Source organism: Candidatus Ulvibacter alkanivorans, assembly GCF_003333325.1.
GTDB classification, from domain to species: Bacteria; Bacteroidota; Bacteroidia; order Flavobacteriales; family Flavobacteriaceae; genus Ulvibacter_A; species Ulvibacter_A alkanivorans.
In genome coordinates this window covers 1-23,944 of the sequence record NZ_QOLC01000080.1, presented here as the reverse complement: position 1 = coordinate 23,944, position 23,944 = coordinate 1, and the positions used below count along the sequence as shown (strand labels likewise).

Below are 23,944 nucleotides of genomic sequence, written 5' to 3'. Positions count from 1 at the left end.
GGGTTACGAATGTCGTGCCGATTTTACTTTCGACAATTTTGCTTTCCAAACTTCCAACTGTTCTTTATGACGGGCGATGTTCTTGTGTACTTCTTGTACCAAAGGATTGTCGGAATCTGTATTCTGAAAGAAACCAAGGTTGTTCTCTAGTTGTCTAATTTCATTTTTAGCCTCCGATATCTTCTTGGAAATGTAATATTGCTCATTTTGAAGTTTTCGCTCATCTTCTTGAGATACGATAGAATTCAATTTATTCTCGAACTTAATGAGCTCGGCCTCCTTTTTACCTAAGTCCAGCTTTTTAAAGAGCTCGTCCAGTTTCTTGTTGAATTTCTGCTCAATATTCTTCTTGTTGTAAGGTACGCGACCAATCTTTTTCCATTCGGCGATCTTATCTTTAATGGCCTTAAGGTCTGCTTTATGATCGCCACTCACTTCAAACGAATCCATAGTGTCTAAAAAGGCCTTCTTTTCTTCAAAATTTGCCATTTCTTCTTTATTGGCCTCATTCTTCTGGGCATGTAGGCGATCAAAATAATGGTTACAGGCACTTTTAAACTGTTTCCAGATCTTATCACTGTCTCTTCTGGGAACATGACCAATCTTCTTCCAATCGCTTTGAATCTTCTTCATAAGCGGCGTTACAGCGTCGAAGTCATCACTGTCCTTGTTCGCTTCGGCAATTTTAACCAGTTCTTTCTTCTTATCTAGGTTTTTGTATTGTTCCTTTTTTTGGTTCTTGTAGAAGGCGTTTTTTTGTCTATTGAATGTACGAGTCGCTTCCTTGAATGCATTCCAGATCTCCTTGTTTTTCTTACGAGGGACCTTTCCTATCTCAAAATAAGCATCACGTAAAGCTTGTACCTTTTTAATGGCCTGCTGCCAACTCTTATGGCTGTCGGGCTTGTCGGTAGGAATTACCGCTGCTATTTGTTCTACCAGTTCGAGTTTCTTGTCGTAATTCTTTTCAAACTCCTTTTCTAACTCGGCTTGATGTGCATGTCGTTTATCGTGGATAACCTTGGTGGCCGCACTAAATTTTTCCCACACTTCTTCGCGATACTCTTTCGCAACAGGACCAATATCTTCTTTCCACATCTTATGAAGCATTTGCAGCTCTCTAAATGCCTTATTGATATCCTCTTCCTGTCCAAGTTCCTCGGCACGACCTATGATCTTAAGTTTTTGTTCCAGATTGTGTTTAAAGTCAAGGTCTCGAAACTCTCGGTTTAAATGTAGGAAATCGTAGAAATTCTCTACGTGATGATGGTAGGTGTTCCAAACAATGTTGTATTTATCACGCGGTATTGGTCCGGCCTCATGCCATCTGCTTTGTATGTCTTTAAAATGATTGTAAGTGGTATTGATATTCTCTTCGGCATTTAACAAGCCTTTTAACTCTTCAATAAGTTCTTGTCGCTTGTTTAAATTTGCCTGCAGATCCTTTTTAAGGTTCTTGTAGTAGTTATTTCGCTTCTCTTTGTAATCGAAATACAGCGAATTAAATTCTTTTTTTAACGGTGTTGTAAAATAGAAATCGATGATATTTCCACCTTCGGCCAGGAACTCTTCTTTTTTGTTCTCTAATTCTTCATTGAACTTGGCATTAAATTCAGATCGAATTTCTTCAACATCATTTTTTATTTCTTGAACTGGCTTGCTTTTTAGCAATGACTCTAATTCGGCTATTAGTTCTTTTTTCGATAGTGCGTGATAATCTTTTTCATCCTCGTCTTCTTCCTCGTCCTCATCGTCTGAAGAGGCGATCTCTTCCTCGTCTTCAGCGCTGTCATCATCCGCTTCGTCGCTTTTATTCACCGTCTCTTTGGCAGCTGTATTTGATTTCTCTTCGGAAGCATCCAAGCTTTCGGTTTCGCTTTCGGGAGCGCTTTTATCTGTCGTTTTCTCGGTTTTATTCTCGTCTGAATCACTACTTGTCTCTGAAGCTTTTTCTTCGGAATCTGGTGTATTAGACGCCGACTCTTCTACAATCGCGTTGCCTACGGGCTCTAGATCATCATCGGTTACGTTTTGGGCTTTGGGTTTTTTAGAAACGGCCGCTGCCTCTGCCTCCAAAGCTTCAGCTATGGTACCCGAATCGGTTTGTGCTTCTTTAGCTGCTTCAGAAGTTGTTTTTTTAGCAGCATCGGCTGCTGAGGTTTCAGTTTCTTTAGGATCTTCTTTTTGCGAATTAGTGTCAGACATATATTGCAATGTTAAGGTTCATTTTATTGGAAGGGTCAAGATACTAACAACTGTGCAATTACCCAAGATAGCGTTGTTAATTCGGAGGTTTTTAGGCTAATTTTAAGATTTCCAGATAGACCAAGCTTTTTTGGCTTGATGTTCCAGCATTTTTAGCCCATTACTTACACGCGCTCCTTTTGCGAACCCGCGTTTCATAAATTCGGTTTCACGCGGATTGTAGATTAGGTCGAATAACACATGATCTGAGGTGAGGAACTGATACGGAATGTTTGGAAACTCATGCACATCGGGAAAGGTGCCTAAAGGGGTACAATTTACAATAAGGAAATGCGATTGAATGCACTGCCTGTTCAATGCGTCGTAGGTGAGCGTTTGTTCGGCCTCGGTACGTGAAACGAAATGATAATCGAAGTCCATGGCTTCAAGTACAAAGGCGATCGCTTTTGAAGCACCACCCGTACCAAGAATTAAAGCTGTTTTATCTTTTAACGGAAGTAGATTGGCAAGTGCTTTGGCGAATCCGTAATGATCGGTATTGTATCCTATCAACTTTCCTTTCCTACTTATTTTAATGGTATTAACCGCACCAATTTCACTGGCGTCCTTGTGCAATCGATCTAATTTTGGGATAATACTTTCCTTATAGGGAATGGTGACGTTAAGACCCTTTAAATCGTCGTGTTTGGCGAGGATCTCAGGGAATTGTTCCAGACTTTCGATATCAAAGTTATGATATGTGTCTTGTCGGTTCTCTTTTTCAAATTTTATAGAAAAAAAGGTCTTTGAGAAGGAATAACCGATGTTTCTTCCTATCAATCCGTATTTAGCCATGGTTAGTTGTCCTCGCTTTATGGTACCAGTCGAGACTGAGTACAATAATGATTCCTACAAAAATAAAGAAAATCGCAAAGAAGGTGTCGAGCGAAAATTCTGATGGGAAATAACGATCGTATCCATAGATAATCTCTCTCCCGTCCGCATCGTACAATATGTTGCCGTTAAGGTCGTATGATAGTAATTTTTCTTTCCAAGGCCATACGACGCCTAGAGAACCGGCAATAAACCCAATAATAACGGCATAGGTCGCTTTTTTATAGCGTTTTAGTACATACGCCAGCAAATGTGATAAGGAGACCAGTCCTGCTAGCGAACCCAGTGCGAAGACCGCTAATACTTTTAATAGTTCCATTTGTTCGGTATCCTTTGTAAAAGAAAAATCAAGCTGCAGTAGGCTAGCGAAAAGGTCGTATAAGGCATTTACAGAATCGACTAAGAGTAATACGTAATTACCCAAAAGTATCAGGATAAAAGAACCCGATAATCCCGGTAAGGTCATGCCTGAAACGCTTATGATTCCGCAGAAAAAAACAAAAATAAGATTGCTGTTCTCTTTTGCGGGCTCTAAATAACTAATACTTACACCGGCAATGATCCCACAGAGAAGGTAGGCAACATATTTTCGATTCCATTCGCCAAAATCCTTTGCGATAAAATAAATAGAACCGATGATCATTCCGAAGAAAGCACTCCAAACATACAATTCATAATGCTCGATAAGATAATCTAATAACTTAGAGACACTAAAATAACTTATAAGCATTCCTGCGATCAACAGTGACAAAAACTGACCGTTTGTATATTGGTAAAAGCTTTTAAACCGACCATTGATCAACAGGGCGAAGGCTTTCCTGTTTACTTTTTGAAGCGAATAAATAAATTCCTCGTAAAATCCGGCGACAAAGGCAACAACGCCTCCGGAGACTCCGGGAACTTTATTGGCAGCACCCATACCCAGGCCTTTTAAAACGAGCCAAACTTTATCTGAAAAAGATCTGTTTTCGTACATACGAAGGCAACGATTTTTCTTGGGGTTGATTGCACTGTGTTTGCCATTATAAAGCTATCAAATTAGGCTGTATATGAACTACACAAAATGTTAAAATAAAAACAAGCCGGTCTAGTTAATAGAAAATTAGTTGCTTTCTTTTCTAACGGCTATGCGTTCCAGTAAAAAGATACTTAGAAATCCGATCACTATAAAGACCAGCGCCAGCAATATTTGAGGGTCTTCGGAATAGGCATTAGGTAGAATACTGCGTTCTAAAAAAGGAACTTTTGTACCATCGTGAGAAGTGCGGTATTCGAGCACTTCTTTCCAAGGCCAAATTTTGTTCAACGCACCTATCATAAATCCGGTGAGGATGGCGAGAATCAAATTCTTGTGATTCTTGAATAGCCAGTTAAGTACTCTGGAAAACACCTTGAGGCCAATAATAGCACCCACTGCGAAAATCAGAATTTTTAGCAATGCTTCGGAAAAAATAGTCCAATTCATTTTGGTGATCCCATCACCTAACTGTGTCAACGTACCGATAATAGATTGATAGGCACCTAACAACAAGAGGATAAACGATCCCGAAACTCCGGGAAGGATCATGGCGATGATCGCAATAAAGCCGGCTAAAAATAAGAACCAATTGCTATCGGGTGTTCCTACTGGTTTGGCCAAGGTAATGGCATACGCGAAAGCAGCACCCAAGACCAAGGCAATGACTATTTTTACATTCCAGTTCTCTATTTGCTTTCCAACATATAAAATACTAGCTACTACAAGTCCGAAGAAGAACGACCAAATTAGGATAGGGTGGTTCGTAAGTAACCATGCGATCAATTTTGCCAACGATAAAATACTAATGATGACTCCGGAAAACAAAGCGAGTAAAAACCCGAGGTTATAGGATTTCCAAGCCGATCCAAATCCTTCCTTTCTCCAAATTCTGAAAATTCCGAGATCCAATTTATGGATGGTCTCGATCAATTCTTCGTAGATCCCTGATATAAAAGCGATGGTTCCACCGGAAACTCCGGGAACCACATCGGCAGCACCCATAGCAAGTCCTTTAGCGGTAATAACAAGGTACTGCAGTAGATTACGTGAAGGCATAGCGTTGTTTTCTAGGCTTCAAAAGTAACGATTTAGACCGAAGGATTTTTGTGTTTTTTGATTATTTCCTTCACCGAATTTCGCAGGTACACCGTTGGGAAAAGCTCTTCAATAATCATTGAAAATTCCGGATCGAATTTGAGTCCGTTCTTCAAGTGAAACTCTGCTTTTCTGTCTTCGGTTAGAAAATAGTACAGTCCTGCTAATCGAAATTCGATCTCTGCGTTTTCCGGGTAGAATTCTGAAGCTTGGAACAAATTCTTTACTGCTGCCTCATATTCACCTAATTGTATGAGGATATCGCAACGCATTAACCAAGTTTCCAGTTCGTAATTTCCTAACTCCAAGGTGCGTCTAAATCCGTGCTCGGCCTCCTCATATAATTTTAATCGCGTATTAATTTTAGCATAGCGCTTCCAGTAAAGCACATTCTCACTGTCTATATTGAGTGCTTTATCGATGTAGTACAAGGCCTTTTTATAGTTCTTGTTCTTGATGTAGTAGTCGGTAATAGCGATCCATCCTTTGTCGAGCAAGGCATCTTCCTCTACACATTTGGAATAGAATTGTAGCGCAAGCTCCGGATCTCCTAATTTTTCGTAGCATTTCCCGATACGTAACAGTGCAAAAGACGTAGGATCATCCAGCCCTAAGGTGATCGAGTAGCTTTCGATCGCTTCTTTGTATTGTTTTAGTTTTTCCAGCACCTTCCCTTTTTCTAAATAGGCACCGATAAAACGATCATCGCTTATAATGGCAAAATCGAAAGCTGCTAATGCTTTTTTATAGTCCTTCAGAAAATAATATTGTTTTCCTACTTGATGCCAAGCGACCTCACAGTACGGATTCTTATTCAAAAAGTCGTTTAGATAATCGATCGCGGCCTCATGCTGTTCTAAATACTCAAAACAATAGATGATATTGTATAAGGCAGAATAGTCCTCTTCGTCCTCTTCTAAGCATTTCATAAAGAAATACTTCGCATTCTCGAAATCTTCCAAGAATAGATATTCCATCCCAATTAAAGAGAGCACGTCACTTTCGTCGTTGGTCACTTCTAACGCCTGTTCTAATAGTCTAATTGCATCTTTGTGTTTATCACGACGCGAAAGGATGTTTGCTTTTTGTATGTAAATCTCTTCATTGGACTGTTCTAACACGTGCAATTCATCTAAGAGTTGATCTGCGATGTCCAATTTATTTTCAAAGATGTACATTTCTACTTGAAACAATTTTAAATTGGTAGAAGTAGGGTGCTGTTCTAATCCCAGTTTGGTTGCTTTTTTGGCCAAAGCAATTTTCCCGTTTTCAAGATAATGCTGAATAATATCCTCAAATTCTTCAGAGTCGAAGAAAAGGACACTATTAGTTTTCAGCATAGATTCGAAACGGGAGAGGGAAAAGTTGTTATGCTCGTTGGGGGGTATTTGCATACGTAACGGTTTAACTGTTTCATCTATTTTAAAGATACTAATGTAATGGGGCTTTCAAGAGTTATGCCGCCTTTCTTGTTAACAGTATTATTAACAAAGCTTTAAGTATTTAAAATATTGTATATCAGTTAGTTATATGGTTATTCGATTTTTGATACTTCATCTAATACGGCTGTCATGATGGCGCAGCCTTCTGTTATTTCTTCTTCTGAAATTGTTAGCGGTGGTGTAATGCGAATTGCTTTAGGTTCAAAAAGAAGCCAAAAAAGTATGAGTCCCCGCTCTTTGCAACGAAGGATTACTTCTGAAGCAATCTCGGCCGATTCCATGAGCAATGCCAACATTAACCCCTTGCCTCGAACTTCTTTAATAAGTGGATGTCGCAATTGTGATCTGAACAGCTGTTCCTTTTTTAGCGTTTGTGCCATAAGGTCCGATTCTGTAAGCTCTTGTAGTGTCGCTAGTGCTGCTGCCGCTATTACAGGATTACCACCAAAAGTAGTAATGTGTCCAAGTTTCGGATTGTCTTTTAGTAGCGCCATATGTGCTTCCGAAGCCGTAAACGCACCAATAGGTAGGCCACCGCCCATGCCTTTTCCCATCACAAGAATATCGGGTATCACTTTAAACTGTTGAAAACCGAACAAAGTACCCGTACGACCAAATCCGGGTTGAATCTCGTCTAGAATTAGTAAAGCGCCTACTTCTTCACAACGGACTTTTACCTTTTTTAACCAATTATTCTTAGGAAAAATAAATCCGGCGCCTCCTTGAATGGTCTCTAAAAGTACGGCAGCTGTATTTTCGGTGATACGCTCCAGCGATGCTTCAGCATTAAAAGCAATAGGGTGACAGTCGGGTAGTAGAGGTTCAAATGGTTTCTTACGCGCTTCGTATCCCATAACACTTAACGAACCCATGGTGTTTCCATGATAGGCCTTATCTGCGTATAAGAATTCGCTTCTTCCGGTGACGCGACGGGCTAATTTCATCGCCCCTTCGATAGCTTCTGTACCACTGTTCACTAAATAAGTTGTAGTTAATGGTGCCGGTAATTTCGAGGCTAATAATTTGGCAAATTGTACGGCAGGTCTTTGTACATATTCGCCATAGACCATGACATGCATATAGCGATCAAGCTGTTCTTTTACGGCGGTCACGACTCGTGGGTGGCAATGACCTAGACTGCAGGCAGAGACACCTGCAACAAAATCGAGATGCTTGTTCCCATTGGTATCATAAATATACGATCCGGAAGCATGGGATACTTCCATTGCTAATGGATGCGGAGTGGTTTGCGCCTGATATGTAAAAAAATCCTTACGCATTAGTATTGGTTGTCTTCAGTTTCTTTTTTCTTCGGAATACTGTCGTTCTTTTGTAATCCAAGCTGCAGTTCAGACTGTTTCGTCATGGGTTTAGGGTCGCTTTCTCTATTCTGAAGATCTTCAGGATTGAGTTTCGACTCTGTTGGTAGCTCGATCTCATCCAGAGGTATATCATCAAAGAACTCGCCTTCATCTTCGGGCAAGGGAATTCCTTGGATCTTAGGTAATATGGGGGGCGGTTTTCCAGCAAAGAGATCAGATTTTCGCAACAATCGCTCCTCTCCCCGCCAATTAAAGCCGGGAAGTATTCGGGCGTTTTCTGGGAATTCGGAAGGTGGATAGATCTTTCCGGGAACTTGTTTTATAAATTTGGTGCCTACGATCTGCTGATTTTCGAGATAGAGTTCTATGGAGCTGGCGGTTGTGGTGTTGATCCCAATTAATGCGTTCTTATCATTACGCGCAAAATAGATCACTTCTGCATTCTTGATAATAGAAACAGAGTCTAATTCATTTTCGGTGAACAACCCTATTAAGCGTTCTCCTTTCACCTGATTATACCCGGCGCTGTCCTTTTGTATTAGAAAAGCATTGTTGAACACCTTTAGGGTGTCGAGCTCTTCAGTTACTTTATTCGACAATAGATGAATGGTATCACCTGTCATTTGGTTCTCACCACTCCATAAGATCGGATTTCGTATTAGTTTGGTAATTCCTTGTTGTTCGTTTACATAAATGGAATCGCAAGTTCCACTGGTAGGCGCTTCACCCGGTTTTCCTCGTTTAAACATGCGCGCGCGATAAAATCCTCTAAGAATTCGATTCTCCGGCTTTCCGGTAATTCTAAGAGTGTCGGCATGTACGAATACCGAATCTGAATCCCGTAGTGTTGCAGCCAAGGCTCGCTTGGTAATAAAAACAGAGTCTTTGTCTCTATATACTTCGGCATAATGCCCGGTGACCAAACTGTTGTTCAATGTATCGATTACTCGTATGTTATTGGTGGCCGAAGCAAAACTCTTGTTGCGGTCAAAATAGATACTGTCGCCATACAAGGTGCGATTCTCATAATCGACGCGAGAATTTTTTACAAAATAACCTGTGTCACCCCGCGTATCATAATAGCCACGTTCACAAAACACGGTACTGGTTTCGCTAACAATGGTGGATTCGCCATATAAATAAGCACCTCCAGATTCGGAGTAAAAATCGAGTTGTTCGCTGTTTACTGTATATTTCGGGTTTACAATTTGTACAGCGGACAAGAACTGGTATTTTTTACTTTCCGCATAATACCTTCCTATTCTACTGGTAAGGGTACTGGCGGTGTCGCGAACCGTTCCGCCGGTGCGGTAATAGGCTTGTTGTTTAACGCGGTCAAAATAGAGGGTATCGGTTTGTAAGGTGGTTTTGGGTTCTGTTAGGACCACATCGCCACTGGCAAACGCAAAAGAGGTATTTCCGTTGTATTCGGCGTACTTGCTGTTCATTGAAACCGTATCGCCCTGGGTGATTCGAACGTTTCCGTAGGCTTTTACAAAATTATCCTTTAAATAGACATAGGCTTGATCGCACCACATTTCTACACCTTCATGTACGATATATACTTGACCTGTGTTGTCCTTAGTATAGACAATAGCATCTGGTAGTTCGGGTTTTATTTCCAGATATCCCGATTGGATATCGACTTTTTGTTTAGGTGGATCGGTTTGAGCCAGCAGTATGTTTCCGAAGAAAAACAAACAAATAAATATGTAAGTAACTATCTTCAACTTCGGATCGTTTAGAATAGTAACGAAAATCCTTACGAATTCTTATTACCTATGAATTGTTTGCGTGCGATCGGGACCAACCGAGACGATCTTAATGGGCACTTCCAGTTCCTTTTCTAAGAAAGAGATATACTCATTAAGAGCTTTGGGCAATTGTGATGCTTCGGTCATTTTAGTAAGATCTGCTTGCCAACCGTTCAATTCGGTATAGATAGGCGTCACATTCTCTGCTTCAATATTAAAAGGTAGGTGCTCTATGGTCTCTCCTTTATAATTGTAAGCAGTACATACTTTAAGTTTGTCGAAACCGCTAAGTACATCGCCTTTCATCATCATAAGTTGGGTCACACCATTTACACGGACCGCATATTTTAAGGCTACCAGATCAAGCCATCCACAGCGTCTTGGTCGCCCGGTGGTAGCTCCAAATTCGTTCCCAACCCGAGCCATGGTCTCACCGTTCTCATCAAAGAGTTCGGTTGGGAATGGGCCACTACCTACACGGGTGGTATAGGCTTTAAATATTCCGAACACCTCTTTGATTTTTCCCGGTGCAACGCCAAGGCCGGTACAAGCACCGGCGGCCGTGGTATTTGAAGATGTAACGAACGGATAGGTTCCAAAATCGATATCGAGCAAAGACCCTTGGGCACCTTCGGCTAAGATGGTCTTTTTTTCTTTTTGTGCATCGTATAGGTACTGTTCGCTATCAATAAAGGTAAGTTCCTTTAGTCTCTCTATGGCAGTGAAGAACTCTCGCTCTAATTCGGCCAGATCGTATTCGATATCTACATCGTAAAAATCGATCATCGCTTCGTGTTTATTCGCCAGTGCACGGTATTTATCTTGCCAATTCTCCAGTTCAAGATCACCTACACGAATTCCGTTACGTCCGGTTTTATCCATATAGGTAGGACCAATTCCTTTTAAGGTGGAGCCTATTTTCGCTTTTCCTTTAGCTGCTTCGGAAGCGGCATCGAGTAATCTGTGCGTAGGCAAGATTAAGTGTGCTTTTCGGGAAATAAGGAGTTTTTTCTTTATATCCAGATCGAACTTGGAAAGATTCTCCAATTCTTTCTTAAAGATGACGGGATCGATTACGACACCATTTCCAACCAAATTGATCGCATTTTCATGGAAAATACCGCTGGGAATGGTATGAAGCACGTGCTTAATGCCATCGAATTCGAGCGTGTGTCCGGCATTTGGGCCGCCTTGAAAACGAGCGATGATATCATAGTCTTTTGTTAGGACGTCGACGATCTTTCCTTTTCCTTCGTCGCCCCATTGTAATCCAAGTAGTAAGTCTACTGCCATAATGTATTATGAATTGGTGGGTTGCTTTTTATTTCCGTAGAAATATAAAGAATGGTTGGTAATTTCGACATTAAAGACCTCTTCGATGGTTTTCTTGATCGATTGAATTCGCGGATCGCAGAATTCGATCACTTCTCCGTTCGAAAGTATAACGTGGTCGTGTTGTTTGTCGAAGTATGATTTTTCGTAGTGTGCCTGATTTTGGCCAAACTGATGCTTACGTACGAGTCCGCAACCTAGCAACAATTCTATGGTGTTATACAATGTAGCCCGACTCACACGATAATTCTTGTTCTTCATCGTGATGTATAAAGATTCAATATCGAAATGGTCGTCGTGGTTGTATATTTCCTGAAGAATCGCGTAGCGTTCGGGTGTTTTACGATGACCTTTCTCTTCCAGAAAGTTCGTAAAAACATTCTTTACAATTGCTTGATTATTTTGGTCTGTTTTAGAACTCATACGTCGACTACAAAGTTACATATTTATACTCTGCTAACTTTATCTATTCCGTTTATTTTTTTAATGTTATCCACTAAATTATTAAGAATGGTTTTGTTCTTAACCACAACTACAATCTTACCAGTAAAAACCCCATCGTTACTGTCGAAGTGAACACTTTTCATGTCGATATGGAGGTTGTTGGAAATGACCCTTGTGACATCGTTTACTAATCCAACTGCATCGATTCCTGTGATTCGCAATTCGGCCTTGAATTCACGCTGGGTAGAGTCGATCCATTTGGCCGGCATGATGCGATAACTGTAATTGCTCTGTAATTGCAATGCATTAGGGCAGTTTTGCTTATGAACCTTGATACCTTCATTTACAGTCACGAATCCAAATACATCATCTCCGGGTATGGGATTGCAACAATTGGCCATTTTATAGTCTAACTTTTCCTCTTCTTTTCCGAAGACCAATTGGTCGTACTTCTCGGTAATCTCATCTCTATTGATGTCTTCTGCATTCCCTGGTTTGCGCATGCGATTCTTAAAGAAACTAACAAAGGCATTGCTTCTAGATGCGGCATAATCTTTCAGTTTCTGGTTGTCGATAATTCCCGCACCAACTCTATAGAAGAGGTCCAAACTGGTCTTAACCTTGAAATAGACCACCAACTGATTAATGGTCTTTTCATCAAGCGTGATCTTTAAGGATTTCAATTTTCTAGCCAAAATGACCTTACCTTCTTCGGCGATCTGTTTCTTCTCATCTTTTAGTGATGATTTGATCTTTGATCGTGCACGACCTGTGGTAGCATAATCCAGCCAGTTCGCAGTAGGTTTGCTTTTTTCTGAAGTGATGATCTCTACTTGGTCCCCACTTTTGAGAACGTGACTAAGGGGTACGAGTTTTCCATTTACTTTTGTACCTCGAGTGTGCGTACCAATTTCTGTATGAATGTGAAATGCGAAATCTAGAGCTGTGGCTCCTTTTGGTAGCGAGAACAGATCTCCTTTAGGTGTAAATACAAAGATCTCTTTCGCGTATAGATTCAATTTGAATTCTTCTACGAAATCAACAGCACTAATTTCACTGTTTTCCAGCGTGTCTTGTAATTTATTGAGCCAACCTTCGAGTCCGCCATCATCTTTCTCTTTATTCTTGTACTTGTAATGCGCCGCATAGCCTTTTTCGGCAATTTCGTTCATGCGTTGACTTCGAATTTGTACTTCTACCCAACGGCCTTTAGGACCCATAACCGTAATGTGTAAGGCTTCATAGCCGGTAGATTTTGGAGAAGATATCCAATCGCGTAAGCGAATCGGGTTTGGTCTAAAATGATCGGTAACAATGCTATAGATCTTCCAAGCAATAAATTTTTCTTGTTCGGGTGTTTCGCTTTTGTAAATAATACGAACCGCGAACTTATCGTAGACTTCATCAAAACTCACATTTTGAGCCAACATCTTACGGCGAATAGAAAAGATCGATTTTGGACGGCCTTTAATATCGTAATCTAAGTTTTCTGAATTTAATGAATCTCTAATGATCTTAGAAAAAGCTTCGATATAAGCATCTTGCTCTTCTTTACTCTCTTTAATTTTACCTAGGATGTCATTGTAAACTTCCGGCTCGGTATACTTTAGGCCAAGGTCTTCCAGTTCGGTCTTAATGTTGTACAGCCCAATGCGATGTGCCATTGGTGCGTAGATGTACAATGTTTCCGAAGCAATCTTCACCTGCTTGTGCTCCGGCATGGAATCCATGGTCTGCATATTGTGCAACCGATCCGCAATTTTTATGATAATAACGCGAATGTCTTCATTGAGCGTAAGCAACATCTTACGGAAATTCTCTGCTTGTAACGACACATCGCCATCGTAGGGCATTTGCGAGATCTTGGTAAGTCCGTCTACAATTCGAGCTACCGTTTCGCCAAACATTTGTTCGAGATCGGCCAACGAATAATCGGTGTCCTCTACCACATCGTGCAATAGGGCCGCCGCAATTGACGTAGCGTCCAATCCAATTTCGGAAGCAACTATCTTGGCAACTGCTATCGGGTGAAAAATATAGGCTTCACCACTTTTTCGACGCTGTTCTTTGTGTGCATCCACGGCGACATCGAAAGCAGATCGAATCAATTTTTTATCCTTTGCAGTAAGCGTCCGATAACTAATCTTCAACAGCTCCTTATACTCCTTGGCGAGTTTCTTCTTCTCTTGCTCTAAAACTTCCTCTGTCATATATCTAAAGTACTACTTCGTTCAAGAATACACAACAAAATTTATACCCGAAATGTGCCTGCTACGCTATGGTAGGGTTGTCACTGTCCTTTTTTAAATTCTGAAAACGCTGTAACAAAGTTGGGTGCGAATAGTTCATAAAGACATAAGCAGGGTGGGGTGTAAGGTTGCTTAAACTATTTTTCGACAATTTCTTTAGAGCCGAAATAAGTGGTTGCCATCTATAAGTCGTTTTGGCATAATTGTCTGCTTGATACTCAAACACGCGTGAGAGATAATTCATTAACAGACCTGTGATTTCCGAAATAGGTGTGTATAGAATTCCAAATGCGATGAGACCAATATGAAATGAGGGTTGTGATACGTTCAATGCTTCGGAAAGCACCGAACTACCAACAAAAAGTGACAATAGCCACAGCATCAATCCTGTAGTTAGAATGGAGGCGGCTAGATTGAACAAGATATGATGCTTTTTGTAATGACCAACCTCATGTGCGAGAACAGCCACGATCTCTTCCTCTTCCAAATCTTTAATTAAGGTGTCGTATAAGGTGATCCGTTTTTCGCTTCCGAAGCCGGAGAAATAGGCATTCGCTTTAGTACTTCGTTTAGAACCATCAATCACAAAGATCTTATCGATCGTAAAGCCAACCGATCTTGCATAGACTTCGATCTTGGTACGAAGGCTGCCGGCATCCAAGGGGGTTTGTTTGTTGAAAAGGGGCACGATCAACTTGGCATAGAACATATTCATAATAACCGAAAACAGCGTTAGCACTGCCCAGGCATACAGCCAAAAATCAGCTCCGGTCGTTTCATAGAACCAAATAATGAGTGCGAGTAGGGGAGCGCCAAGTACTAGTAACATTATCCAGCCTTTCAGTTTATCTAGCACAAATGTTTTGATCGTGGTTTTGTTGAAACCGTACTTTTCTTCAATTACGAACGTACGATAATAATTAAACGGAATACTTACTAGATCACTGGCAAGTAGTATGATTCCGAAGAAAACAAGTCCGACCCACACCGCGCCGGATACTAGCGATCGCGCCAGCGCATCCACATAAGCGAAACCGTCGAGAAAGAAGAATAGTAAGGTAGCCACAAGTGAGATGGTTGCGCTGAACATCGAAAAACGGTACTGCTCTTTTTTGTACTCTTGTGATTTTCGATATTCATCAGTATCGTACACGTCTTTTAGTGGTTCGGGAATAGGGTCGTTGTAGTGTTTAGCATTTAGATAGGATAGGGTTTTATCAACTATAAAATTTAGAATAAGGATACCTATTAGGAGGTAGAACAGACTGGTTGGATTCATAGCGCGATTTACAGAAAATTCCGTTGTCTTTTAGCCTCAAAGATAAGAATTCCGGCGGCTACAGAAACGTTCATACTATCAATTTCTCCTTGCATCGGGATTATGATGTTTTGGGTGCTAGTTGCCAACCATTCTTCGGAAAGTCCGGTCGCTTCGGTACCCACAACGATGGCGGTTGCTTTTTTAAAATCACAACTATGGTAGGGAACCGAGGCTTGGAGCGCGGCACAATAAATAGACAGCTTCGTTTTTTGCAAGTAGGCAATGATCTCTTGCGTAGTGCCGGTCGCAATTTTGTTGGTAAAGAGGCACCCAACACTGCTGCGTACAATATTTGGATTGTAAAGATCTGTTTTGGGATTGGCAATGATCACGGCGTCCAAATTAGCGGCATCAGCGGTACGCAATAATGCACCTATATTACCCGGTTTTTCGGGTGCTTCAGCAACGAGGAGTAAGGGAGTCTTTGAGTTGAATTCTAATTGTGCCAACTCGTGCTGTTTCGATGCTGCCACGGCAAGTATTCCTTCCGTTGCTCCGCGATATGCAATTTTTTGATACACTTCTAAGGATACTTCAAAATATTGAGTCGATTGCTGCGTTTGTTGGCTAATTTGCTGAAGTGTTTCTTCGGAAAGGATCTCGGTACAGTACAACACTTTCTGAAATACATAACCGCCTTTAAGGGCGAGCTGTATCTCACGCTGCCCTTCGATCACAAAAAGCCCGGTCTTTTTTCGTTCCCGAGATTTATCCTGCAGAAGCACCAACTGTTTTACCAAGGCATTTTGAAGACTTGAAATGTACATATGCATGCTGTAAAGATACTTTTTTGTTGTTTCACTCGAAATACGAAGTGAACATTCGTTTTACTATCTTGCAAAAAAATAGTTTCGAATGAATTTAAAATTACGCCTTTTACTAGTACTAAACTTTGTATTTACTTTCACTATAATGGGAAACAACTTCGACTGTACCGTCGATCTTGGGCCCGATATAGAAAGCTGCGAAGGAGATACCATAACGTTAGTAGCCGAACCTGTTGATCCGGCCGATAGTTTTCAATGGTTCTTTAACGGAACCTTAATTCCAGGGGAGACCAGTAATACCTTATTAGTAATACAAGATGGAACCTATAGTGTTGAGATCACAGAAGGTGCATTGACCTGCACCGATTCGATCGACGTGAATTTTAATGTGCTGCCGGTACCTACCACCCCATCACCACTCGAAGTTTGTGATGATGATAATGATGGTTTCGCAACATTCGACCTTACCTCCAAAGATGCAGAGATCGCTAATGGTGATCCGGAAATAGTTGTGTCGTATCACGAAACCTTGACAGATGCGCTAGCTGGAGTTTTTCCTTTGGCGAGTCCCTATCAAAATGTAGTTGCAGAATTTCAAATCGTTTATGCGAGAGCCGAATATCCTTCTAATGGGTGCTTTGAAATAGTAGAGTTGGAGCTGATAGTCAATCCGTTGCCGATAAGCCCCAATTCCCTCGATCCCTTGTTAATTTGCGAATTGCCGTTCGATGGTTTTGCGACTTTCGATCTTACGGTTCAACTTCAGGCGATTCTTGGCAGCCAAGACCCCACAGAGTTTGATGTGTCTTTCTTCTTAACACAAGTGGATGCGACGATGAATGTTAATCCGATTGCCAATGCCGATAGTTTTCAAAACATTTCGAATCCTCAAACCATCTATGTTGGGATCCAAGATGTAAATACCGGCTGCTATATAGCTAATGGAATTTCATTCGACCTGGAAGTACAGCAAGGGCTTACCATTGCTCAACCAGACGACATTTTTATCGATGAAGGCGATGGCGACGGATTGGCACTTTTCGATCTTACCGTAAATGATGCGGTGGTATTAAATGGTCAAGACCCGGCCGATTTTGAAGTGGTGTATTTTGAAACCGAAGCCAATGCCATCACGAACAATGCACCAATCACCGATCCCACCATGCATGAAAACGCATCGAATCCACAACCTATATTTGTACGATTATCCCGTTTAGGGAATGATTGTTTTGAAGTGGCATCTTTTACGATAGAAACCGATGGGGTGGCATTAGATAGTGACAACGATGGAGTGCCCGATGTAAATGAAGACTTTAATAACAACGGTAATTTGGAAGATGACGACACCGATCTCGATGAGATACCAAACTATTTAGACGATGACGATGACGGCGACAGTGTCCCAACTATCGATGAGATCACCGCTATAGGAGCCGGTTTTGGAGCCACAGGTCTTCGTATCTTTATAGACACCGATGGTGACACCATAGAGAATTACCTGGACAGTGACGATGACGGCGACCTTACGCTTACAGAAATGGAAGACTATAATAATAATGGTTCGCCTTTAGATGATGATACCAACGGCAACGGAATTCCAGACTTTTTAGATGCTGAGGTATTTCTTTCAGTTGAAGAAAATGTATTGGCCGATTTGGCACTGTTCCCGAATCCGACTTCGGAATCGATCACCATTCAATCGTCTTATCTTGCTTCAGAAGTAACCATCACAATCTATACATTGTCCGGAAAACAGCTGGCTTCAGAGATGTTGAAGCCTATTCAAGGGCGTTGTACCTTTTCCGTAGAAAACATTTCGGCCGGGATATACCTTATTCGCATTGTTTCCGAAGAAAATACGATCACTAAAAAACTTCTAAAGAATTAACAGTTGATTATTAAGGTTTTGTGAAAGCTCTCGACAAAACCGAGAGCTTTTTTTATTTTTACGTAAACACTAAAACCAACCCATGAAAAATTTGTCTATACTATTTGTTTGTGCCTTACTATTTGTATCGTGCAAAAACGCTACAGAGGAGAAAGTAGATATGAACGAAACCGAGATGGAAACTTCGGTAGCGATGAAAGAAACAGCTGACTACCCGGCTCCCATGCAGGCTGTTTTCGAAGCGCATGGTACCATGGCCCAATGGAATAAGATGCATAACCTGTGCTTTGAAATGGATGGAAAGAATGGAAATGAAACACATACAATCTCATTACATGACCGAAGATCGAAAATTGAAACAAAAGATTGGAGCATTGGCTTTAACGGCGATGACGTTTGGTTGTTAGAGAACGATCCCGGGTCGTATAAAGGGAACGCTCGATTTTATCATAATTTGATGTTTTACTTTTACGCCATGCCCTTCGTTTTAGGAGATGACGGCATACAATATGAAATAATGCCACTCACCGAGCTCGATGGTACAAACTATAAAGGTGTGAAAGTTTCGTATGAAGCCGGCGTAGGTGATTCGCCAAAGGACGAATATATTCTATATTTTCATCCGGATACCAACCAGATGGAGTGGTTGGGGTATACAGTTACCTTCGGAAAGGATGCTACGGTAGACGATTGGCATTTTATTAAATACGACGAGTGGACCGAGGTAAATGGACTCTTACTTCCCAAAAAATTAACTTGGTACAATGTAGAAGACGGCAAACCCACCGATGAACGCAATGATCTGCGGTTTAAGAAAATCACCGTTACCGAAACTACATTAGAAGATTCGGTCTTTAAAAAACCGGAATCGGCAGTAATTGTTGAAATGCCGGAAATTGAATAACCAAAGCACAGCGAACTAGGATTGTCGCAACAACTTTTTAATGAGCACAAGTTGTCCAAGATGATAATGGCTATGCTCAATTATTCCTAGCAAGTTTCCGTAATAGCTACCGTACTTTTTATCTATAAATGTTGTATGGAGTAACGCATCATCTAGGCGTTTCATGCTTTTTACGAAATTTTCTGCAGTGGTATATGTGGTTTGTAGAAATTGTTGCCAATCTGCTTCAGAAGAAATTAGCGGATGCTCAAAACTAAATTTATCCTTGGCCGTTAAAGGTTGTCCTTCCAGTACTTTAATAACTTCTCTCAAATAATAATGAATATGGTACGTCAAGGTAGCAATGCTATTGAGATCTTTAATTTGTGTCGTAGCTTCCTTCCAATTTACATCGGCGAGTGTATCTCTTATATTTACATCGGTCCAATTTCCTCCAAAGTACATATCGTGTACATGTTTCGCTAGTTGTTCCGTATGCTTCATGGCTTAAACATGTTGATCTATAAGTATGGCATTACCATCAGGATCTAGCACCACTAAACTACCGGGACCTGAGGTAGCTTCATCAACTTCCGATTCTAAAGAAATTCCGTCGGACCTTAGCTGTTTTTGGATATGCCGCACGTCATCGAACTCTTGAAGTGGCTTTGCATTTGCATCCCAGCCGGGATTGAAGGTAATAATATTATTTTCGAACATGCCTTGAAATAGCCCAATAAGCGCGTCTTCATTTTTCATGATCAAATACTTGTGTTCTTGGCTTCCGGCAAATTCTTTAAATCCTAAGGATTCGTAAAATGCTTTCGATTTTTTAAGGTCTTTTACGTTTAAACTAATTGAGAAGGCTCCTAATTTCATAGATGTTCTTTAATAGGTTGGATTTAAAATAATATCTCGATTGCCTATCCATACTCCGTTGGCATCTTTAGTTAATTCAATAATGTACGGTAACCCTCCGGATCTTGGATCGCTATTTTTTTCTTCGGAAGTGATTAGCGGATCCCCTTGAAATAAGGTGCTGGCGATCCAATATTCTCGAATCGTGTCTGAAGCAATGGTCATGTGCACATGTGCCGGTTCACTACGCGTAGGATACGCCTCCGGTCTAATCGTGCTTATTTGGTAGTTGCCTTGATCGTTGGTGCGCATCCAACCTCGTAAATAGCCGTGACGACTGCCGTTGCCTGTTTCATTTCCTTTCTTAGGATATATACCTTCAGCGTTGGTATGGTACGCATAGATAAGCACGTTGGAAGCCGGTGTACTTCCATCAGGTTGATAAATAGTACCGGTTAGTACCATGCGTTCTCCGGGTTCTGACTTAGAAGCGATGGTTGTTTTCCAAGACAGGTTCTTAGGTGCATCCATGGCCCCACACCATTCGCAATTTGTTTTAGTTTGGGTATTTGTTTCCAAAACCAACGATGTTTGGGTATTTGTCTTTTCTCCACATGCAATGAACAAGAATGAGAAAAAGCAAAGAAGAAGTAACTGTTTCATAACATTTAAAGTCTTGATCAGCTTAAAGATACAAAGGAAAATCGTAACCGGTTAAGTACTAGTGACACTTTACGATTTGAAAAGCCGTATTGCTAAGACTATGCTGCGTTAAGTGTTAACACTTTTGTAGCAAATAATGTAGAGTTAGGAATCATTTATGTATGAATGGTTTTCAAAAATTGATTGGCTGTGTGAATGTGGTTTTTTTGAGTCTCTTGATCCATTTTGTCAAAATTCCTTACGAGCATCCCTAAGCGTGGGTTTTCGAGAAAGAAGGAGCGATGGGTATCGAGAAAACGCCAAAACAAGCCATCCCAAATGGTTTCCCAATCTCCATGTTCGTAATTACTCATTTTACGAATATAATTGGAGCCGCTAATATAAGGTTTAGTTGCGAAGGTACCGCCGTCTGCAAACTGACTCATACCATATACATTGGGAACCATGACCCAGTCGTAAGCGTCAATAAACAGCTCCATAAACCAGCGATATACTTCCTTGGGATTGATCTCGCAAAGCAGCATAAAATTTCCTAAGATCATAAGCCTTTCAATATGGTGACAATACCCATGTTTCAACACTTTTTTGACCGTTTGGTCTACCGGGAGTATACCTGTTGTGCCATCATAAAAGTTTTTAGGAAGTTTATGAGAAAAGCCCCAAAAATTTTTTGTTCTCGCATAGCTGCCTTTGCATTCGTACATGCCACGCATAAATTCTCTCCACCCAATAATTTGACGAATAAAACCTTCAGTAGAATTTATAGGGATATCATTTTCCGAAGCAAATAAAAGGACCTCTTCTACAACCGTCTGCGGCGATATCAATCCTATGTTTAGCATTGGAGTTAGACCGCTATGATGTAGCAATAGAGAGTTAGGTACAATGGCATCTTCATAGTCTCCAAATTTGTAAAACCGATACGATAAAAACTGTTCGAGCCATTCACTGGTCTGTTTGGGAGTATATGGAAACTGCGACTCATTGGTTAGTGTCCCCAAATTATCAGCAAAGTGTGTATTCACATATGCTACTGCACTTGTCCAATATTCATCTCCTTCAGGGTAATGAATGGCCGGCGGTGTTTTGTCCTTCGGAAACTTTTTTCGGTTCTCAGAATCATAGCTCCATTTCCCACCTTCCGGTTCTTTTGAAGCATTTAATAGAATGTTTCGCTGTTTCCGTTGTTGTTTATAGAAGGTAGTTTGAAAGAAAGATTTTTTATCCGGGCGAAAGAATTTTCTAAGCTGTGATCGATCATTTAGGAATAAAGGATTTTCATATACATTGGTTTTAATATCCAATTCATTGGTTCCTTTTTGTATTCGTTCTTCTAACCAGGTATCTGTTGGGTTTATATAATGAAGTTCGGCAATTTTTTCTTGTGCTAACCATTTTAGAAATTCGCGAATATCACTTCGTTTATCATTGCTTTCAATATATTCGACCTTTATTTTGTTTTCTTTCAAACGCTTATAGAAAGCTTGCATCGATGCACGGTGAAACGCAATTTTTAATTTATGAAAATTAAAGAATCGAAAGAATAAAAATTCTTCGATCAAATAAATGCGATCTGTATTTTTTAGTATTGCATGTGTATCAAAAAGCTGATGTGGAAATAAGATACCTACTTTGGTGGCCATATATTTACAGTTTTTGCGTGCTACTCTTTTTTGAACGACGACAGCGTTCACTACAATAAATGATCTCACCCCAATTAGCTTCCCACTTTTTTCGCCATGAAAAGGGGCGTTCACAAACCGGGCATATCTTTTTGGGTACCCTATATTTCTTTAGAAAAGCTCGTTTCATCGGATTCGTTTTTGTTTAGAATGTTTCTTCCATTTTTTCCAAAATTTAAAGAAGGATGAAAAGAAGGATGAATAGTACCCTTTAACAGGGAACATCCAATCTCTGGGATCTTTTATTCCTGAATAATGTTCTGTCGTGGGATGTTCTTTATAGTAAGTGTTGTTCAAATCAATATGCTTCTCGAGTTCCTTAAAAGTGCCTTTAAAAAGTTGGATTCCCTTTATATTCTTCGATAGCTGTAGAACAAAGTCAATACAAGCATCACTAACAGGATACTTTTGAAAAAGCGCAGTGTCTAAATGTAAAATTCGATTAGCATCCTCACTGGCACGCCATTTAGGATCCATATTGTAGTAGGTATAAATAAGGGTGCTCTTGTTTAAATCGATCGCAAGATCTTTAGTTGCAGGTAGTCTCGTATTATGTTGGAACACTGCAGTTTCTTTTAGCTCATCCGGGACAGGAATTTGAGCCAATGATTCATACGACCTATCTAAGTAAGTGCCTCGTTGTGTAGAATAAAAATACTTGTTAATATTCTCTTGATTCGCAATGTACTTCTTATTCGCGTTCGAGCCCGCTACCCACTGCCAACTCAAGGCATTACTCGCCCAATCGCCATCAAGTAGATAACCATACATCCATTGTGCAGGCATAAACCAATGCGAATTGCCTATATTACAAGCGATTGAAGCAACATACATACGCATATGGTTGTGCATGTATCCGGTATTAATTAATCCGGCGATACCTGAGTCTACGGCCTTAATTCCCGTGTTGGCCTCTGTAATTGCTTTCGGAATACAATGATGCACAACCTTAGTCTGCACCGATTTAAGGTCTGAATTTATTTCGTCGCCTTTGGCTACCCATACCTGCTGCCAATAGTCACGCCAAGCCAGCTCCTGAACCAGTTTTTCTATTTTGTTCCACGAAAGGTCTCTTTCCAGAAGATGATGATAAACATGTCTAGTACTAATGACACCTCTGGAGATGTACGGACTTAAATAGGTTAGTGCACCGTCTTTGTAATTTCTGGATGTTGCATATTTTTCAGGATCTATAGCCTCAATACGCGCGGTAATGCTTTCCATGGAAGTTGGAAAGATCATCGTTTCGATATTTTATTGTTTGAGATTGGTTTTTGTCGACTGCTTTTAAATCGATTCATATCGGGATCTCGTTTCTTTAGATGTTTTCTGCTCGTTCCACTGTTTACACGTTTTCGCCACAAGTTAAATGAAGAACGTTTTAGTGAATTTCGCATTAACACAATAACATCTGCTTCGCTTAATCCAAACTGAAATGTAATTGCTTCAAAAGGGGTTCGATCTTCCCATGCCATTTCAATAACACGGTCATGATCTCTAGGAGATAATTTGTTCACAAGTTTAATTTTTCTTTTTTCCGAAGTAAAAACCGGATAGCAATTCCAGACTTTTACAACAGTCAAGTTACAAAAAAATTAATGGCATGTTCTTAATGTTTTACTAATCTACAATGCTTCATAATGCAGCATGTAACCAAATTAAAGATCTTTAATTATTTCTTCGGAAGTGACATTACGTAATCGTAACTTTCGTTCAATAGTCTTATTAATAGCTCGGTATCAAGCCATAACGCATCGGGAATCTGTATATATCCATTCATGGCGGCTCCATACGATTTAAAATATGAAGTCGTAAACGCTTCCATATACCTTTGCTGTTTTTCTTTAGCGAAACGGATGCCCAAGACACCCTCTTTGTTAAGCAATGAGAACATATGACCATTGGCAGAAGTATGAGGCATGGTTTTTCCCTTGCGATCAAATCTTGTGCAGTGGGCAACAATGGCATCGTAACGGTTTAAATTTTCTTCCCACATAGCTGTCGTAAATTAGTTCCGGTTAATATGCTAATCTTGAATTTCAACTCGATAGAATCGATAACAAGATACAACGCTTTCAAAAACCTTAAAATTCTAATTTCGCATTATTCCTTATTTCTTAACAGTTCCACACATCACTTTTAATTGCA

22 protein-coding genes are annotated in these 23,944 nt (G+C 40.5%); 2 read left to right on the top strand and 20 right to left on the bottom strand.

The annotated features are described in order from the left end of the window. Positions 1–3: 3 nt before the first annotated feature. The 12 genes from DWA30_RS07460 to DWA30_RS07405 all read right to left on the bottom strand — a co-directional run bounded on the left by DWA30_RS07460 (position 4) and on the right by DWA30_RS07405 (position 15,828). Positions 4–2,205, bottom strand: a complete 2,202-nt coding sequence (locus DWA30_RS07460; RefSeq protein WP_114491912.1) for a DUF349 domain-containing protein — start codon at positions 2,203–2,205, stop codon at positions 4–6. 102 nt (positions 2,206–2,307) lie between these two features. Then, positions 2,308–3,039 (bottom strand): shikimate dehydrogenase family protein, encoded by a 732-nt coding sequence (locus DWA30_RS07455; RefSeq protein WP_114491911.1) that lies wholly within the window; start codon positions 3,037–3,039, stop codon positions 2,308–2,310. After that, a complete protein-coding gene (locus DWA30_RS07450; RefSeq protein ID WP_114491910.1) occupies positions 3,032–4,054 on the bottom strand; it encodes a DUF368 domain-containing protein in 1,023 nt (340 codons plus the stop codon). The genes DWA30_RS07455 and DWA30_RS07450 overlap by 8 nt, the downstream gene beginning before the upstream one ends. A gap of 126 nt (positions 4,055–4,180) precedes the next feature. Beyond that, on the bottom strand, positions 4,181–5,152 hold the full coding sequence (locus DWA30_RS07445; protein ID WP_114491909.1) for a DUF368 domain-containing protein: 972 nt from the start codon (positions 5,150–5,152) through the stop codon (positions 4,181–4,183). Between the two features lie 32 nt (positions 5,153–5,184). Further along, positions 5,185–6,585 (bottom strand): tetratricopeptide repeat protein, encoded by a 1,401-nt coding sequence (locus DWA30_RS07440; RefSeq protein WP_114491908.1) that lies wholly within the window; start codon positions 6,583–6,585, stop codon positions 5,185–5,187. 140 nt (positions 6,586–6,725) lie between these two features. Further along, positions 6,726–7,913: an aspartate aminotransferase family protein gene (locus DWA30_RS07435; RefSeq protein WP_114491907.1), complete on the bottom strand. Its 1,188-nt coding sequence runs from the start codon at positions 7,911–7,913 to the stop codon at positions 6,726–6,728. Next, positions 7,913–9,685 carry an OstA-like protein gene (locus DWA30_RS07430; RefSeq protein WP_245933880.1) on the bottom strand — a complete coding sequence of 591 codons (1,773 nt, stop codon included), beginning with the start codon at positions 9,683–9,685 and terminating at the stop codon, positions 7,913–7,915. The genes DWA30_RS07435 and DWA30_RS07430 overlap by 1 nt, the downstream gene beginning before the upstream one ends. A gap of 45 nt (positions 9,686–9,730) precedes the next feature. Further along, positions 9,731–11,002 (bottom strand): adenylosuccinate synthase, encoded by a 1,272-nt coding sequence (locus DWA30_RS07425; RefSeq protein WP_114491906.1) that lies wholly within the window; start codon positions 11,000–11,002, stop codon positions 9,731–9,733. A gap of 6 nt (positions 11,003–11,008) precedes the next feature. Then, positions 11,009–11,464, bottom strand: a complete 456-nt coding sequence (locus DWA30_RS07420) for a Fur family transcriptional regulator (protein ID WP_114491905.1) — start codon at positions 11,462–11,464, stop codon at positions 11,009–11,011. 23 nt (positions 11,465–11,487) lie between these two features. Then, on the bottom strand, positions 11,488–13,695 hold the full coding sequence (locus DWA30_RS07415) for a RelA/SpoT family protein (RefSeq protein ID WP_114491904.1): 2,208 nt from the start codon (positions 13,693–13,695) through the stop codon (positions 11,488–11,490). A 61-nt stretch (positions 13,696–13,756) separates the two neighbouring features. Continuing rightward, the gene (locus DWA30_RS07410) at positions 13,757–15,013 is read right to left on the bottom strand and encodes a M48 family metallopeptidase (RefSeq protein ID WP_114491903.1); all 1,257 of its coding nucleotides are present in this window, start codon (positions 15,011–15,013) and stop codon (positions 13,757–13,759) included. A gap of 8 nt (positions 15,014–15,021) precedes the next feature. Further along, a complete protein-coding gene (locus DWA30_RS07405; protein ID WP_114491902.1) occupies positions 15,022–15,828 on the bottom strand; it encodes a TrmH family RNA methyltransferase in 807 nt (268 codons plus the stop codon). An 82-nt stretch (positions 15,829–15,910) separates the two neighbouring features. On the opposite strand from DWA30_RS07405, the gene DWA30_RS07400 reads away from it, so the two are divergent. Continuing rightward, positions 15,911–17,710, top strand: a complete 1,800-nt coding sequence (locus tag DWA30_RS07400) for an FIDD domain-containing protein (RefSeq protein ID WP_114491901.1) — start codon at positions 15,911–15,913, stop codon at positions 17,708–17,710. Positions 17,711–17,792: 82 nt separating this feature from the next. Then, complete coding sequence (locus tag DWA30_RS07395; protein ID WP_114491900.1) at positions 17,793–18,614, top strand: DUF6503 family protein; 822 nt, start codon at positions 17,793–17,795, stop codon at positions 18,612–18,614. A gap of 15 nt (positions 18,615–18,629) precedes the next feature. Here the strand turns inward: DWA30_RS07395 and DWA30_RS07390 are convergent, their stop codons facing one another. The 8 genes from DWA30_RS07390 to DWA30_RS07355 form a co-directional block, all read right to left on the bottom strand. Then, a complete protein-coding gene (locus DWA30_RS07390) occupies positions 18,630–19,097 on the bottom strand; it encodes a DinB family protein (protein ID WP_114491899.1) in 468 nt (155 codons plus the stop codon). 3 nt (positions 19,098–19,100) lie between these two features. After that, positions 19,101–19,472, bottom strand: coding sequence for a VOC family protein (locus DWA30_RS07385; RefSeq protein ID WP_114491898.1), 372 nt, complete (start codon positions 19,470–19,472; stop codon positions 19,101–19,103). Positions 19,473–19,481: 9 nt separating this feature from the next. Beyond that, the gene (locus DWA30_RS07380) at positions 19,482–20,114 is read right to left on the bottom strand and encodes a dioxygenase family protein (protein ID WP_114491897.1); all 633 of its coding nucleotides are present in this window, start codon (positions 20,112–20,114) and stop codon (positions 19,482–19,484) included. A 155-nt stretch (positions 20,115–20,269) separates the two neighbouring features. Beyond that, positions 20,270–21,757 carry a cryptochrome/photolyase family protein gene (locus DWA30_RS07375; RefSeq protein WP_114491896.1) on the bottom strand — a complete coding sequence of 496 codons (1,488 nt, stop codon included), beginning with the start codon at positions 21,755–21,757 and terminating at the stop codon, positions 20,270–20,272. A gap of 4 nt (positions 21,758–21,761) precedes the next feature. After that, positions 21,762–21,926, bottom strand: coding sequence for a DUF2256 domain-containing protein (locus tag DWA30_RS07370; protein ID WP_114491895.1), 165 nt, complete (start codon positions 21,924–21,926; stop codon positions 21,762–21,764). Continuing rightward, entirely contained in the window at positions 21,923–23,038 is a 1,116-nt protein-coding gene (locus tag DWA30_RS07365) for an FAD-binding domain-containing protein (protein ID WP_114491894.1), read from the bottom strand. Before DWA30_RS07365 ends, DWA30_RS07370 begins: the two co-directional genes overlap by 4 nt. Then, positions 23,035–23,313 (bottom strand): TIGR03643 family protein, encoded by a 279-nt coding sequence (locus DWA30_RS07360; RefSeq protein WP_210725396.1) that lies wholly within the window; start codon positions 23,311–23,313, stop codon positions 23,035–23,037. Before DWA30_RS07360 ends, DWA30_RS07365 begins: the two co-directional genes overlap by 4 nt. 155 nt (positions 23,314–23,468) lie before the next feature. Further along, positions 23,469–23,792, bottom strand: a complete 324-nt coding sequence (locus tag DWA30_RS07355; RefSeq protein ID WP_114491893.1) for a hypothetical protein — start codon at positions 23,790–23,792, stop codon at positions 23,469–23,471. Between the last annotated feature and the right edge of the window lie 152 nt (positions 23,793–23,944).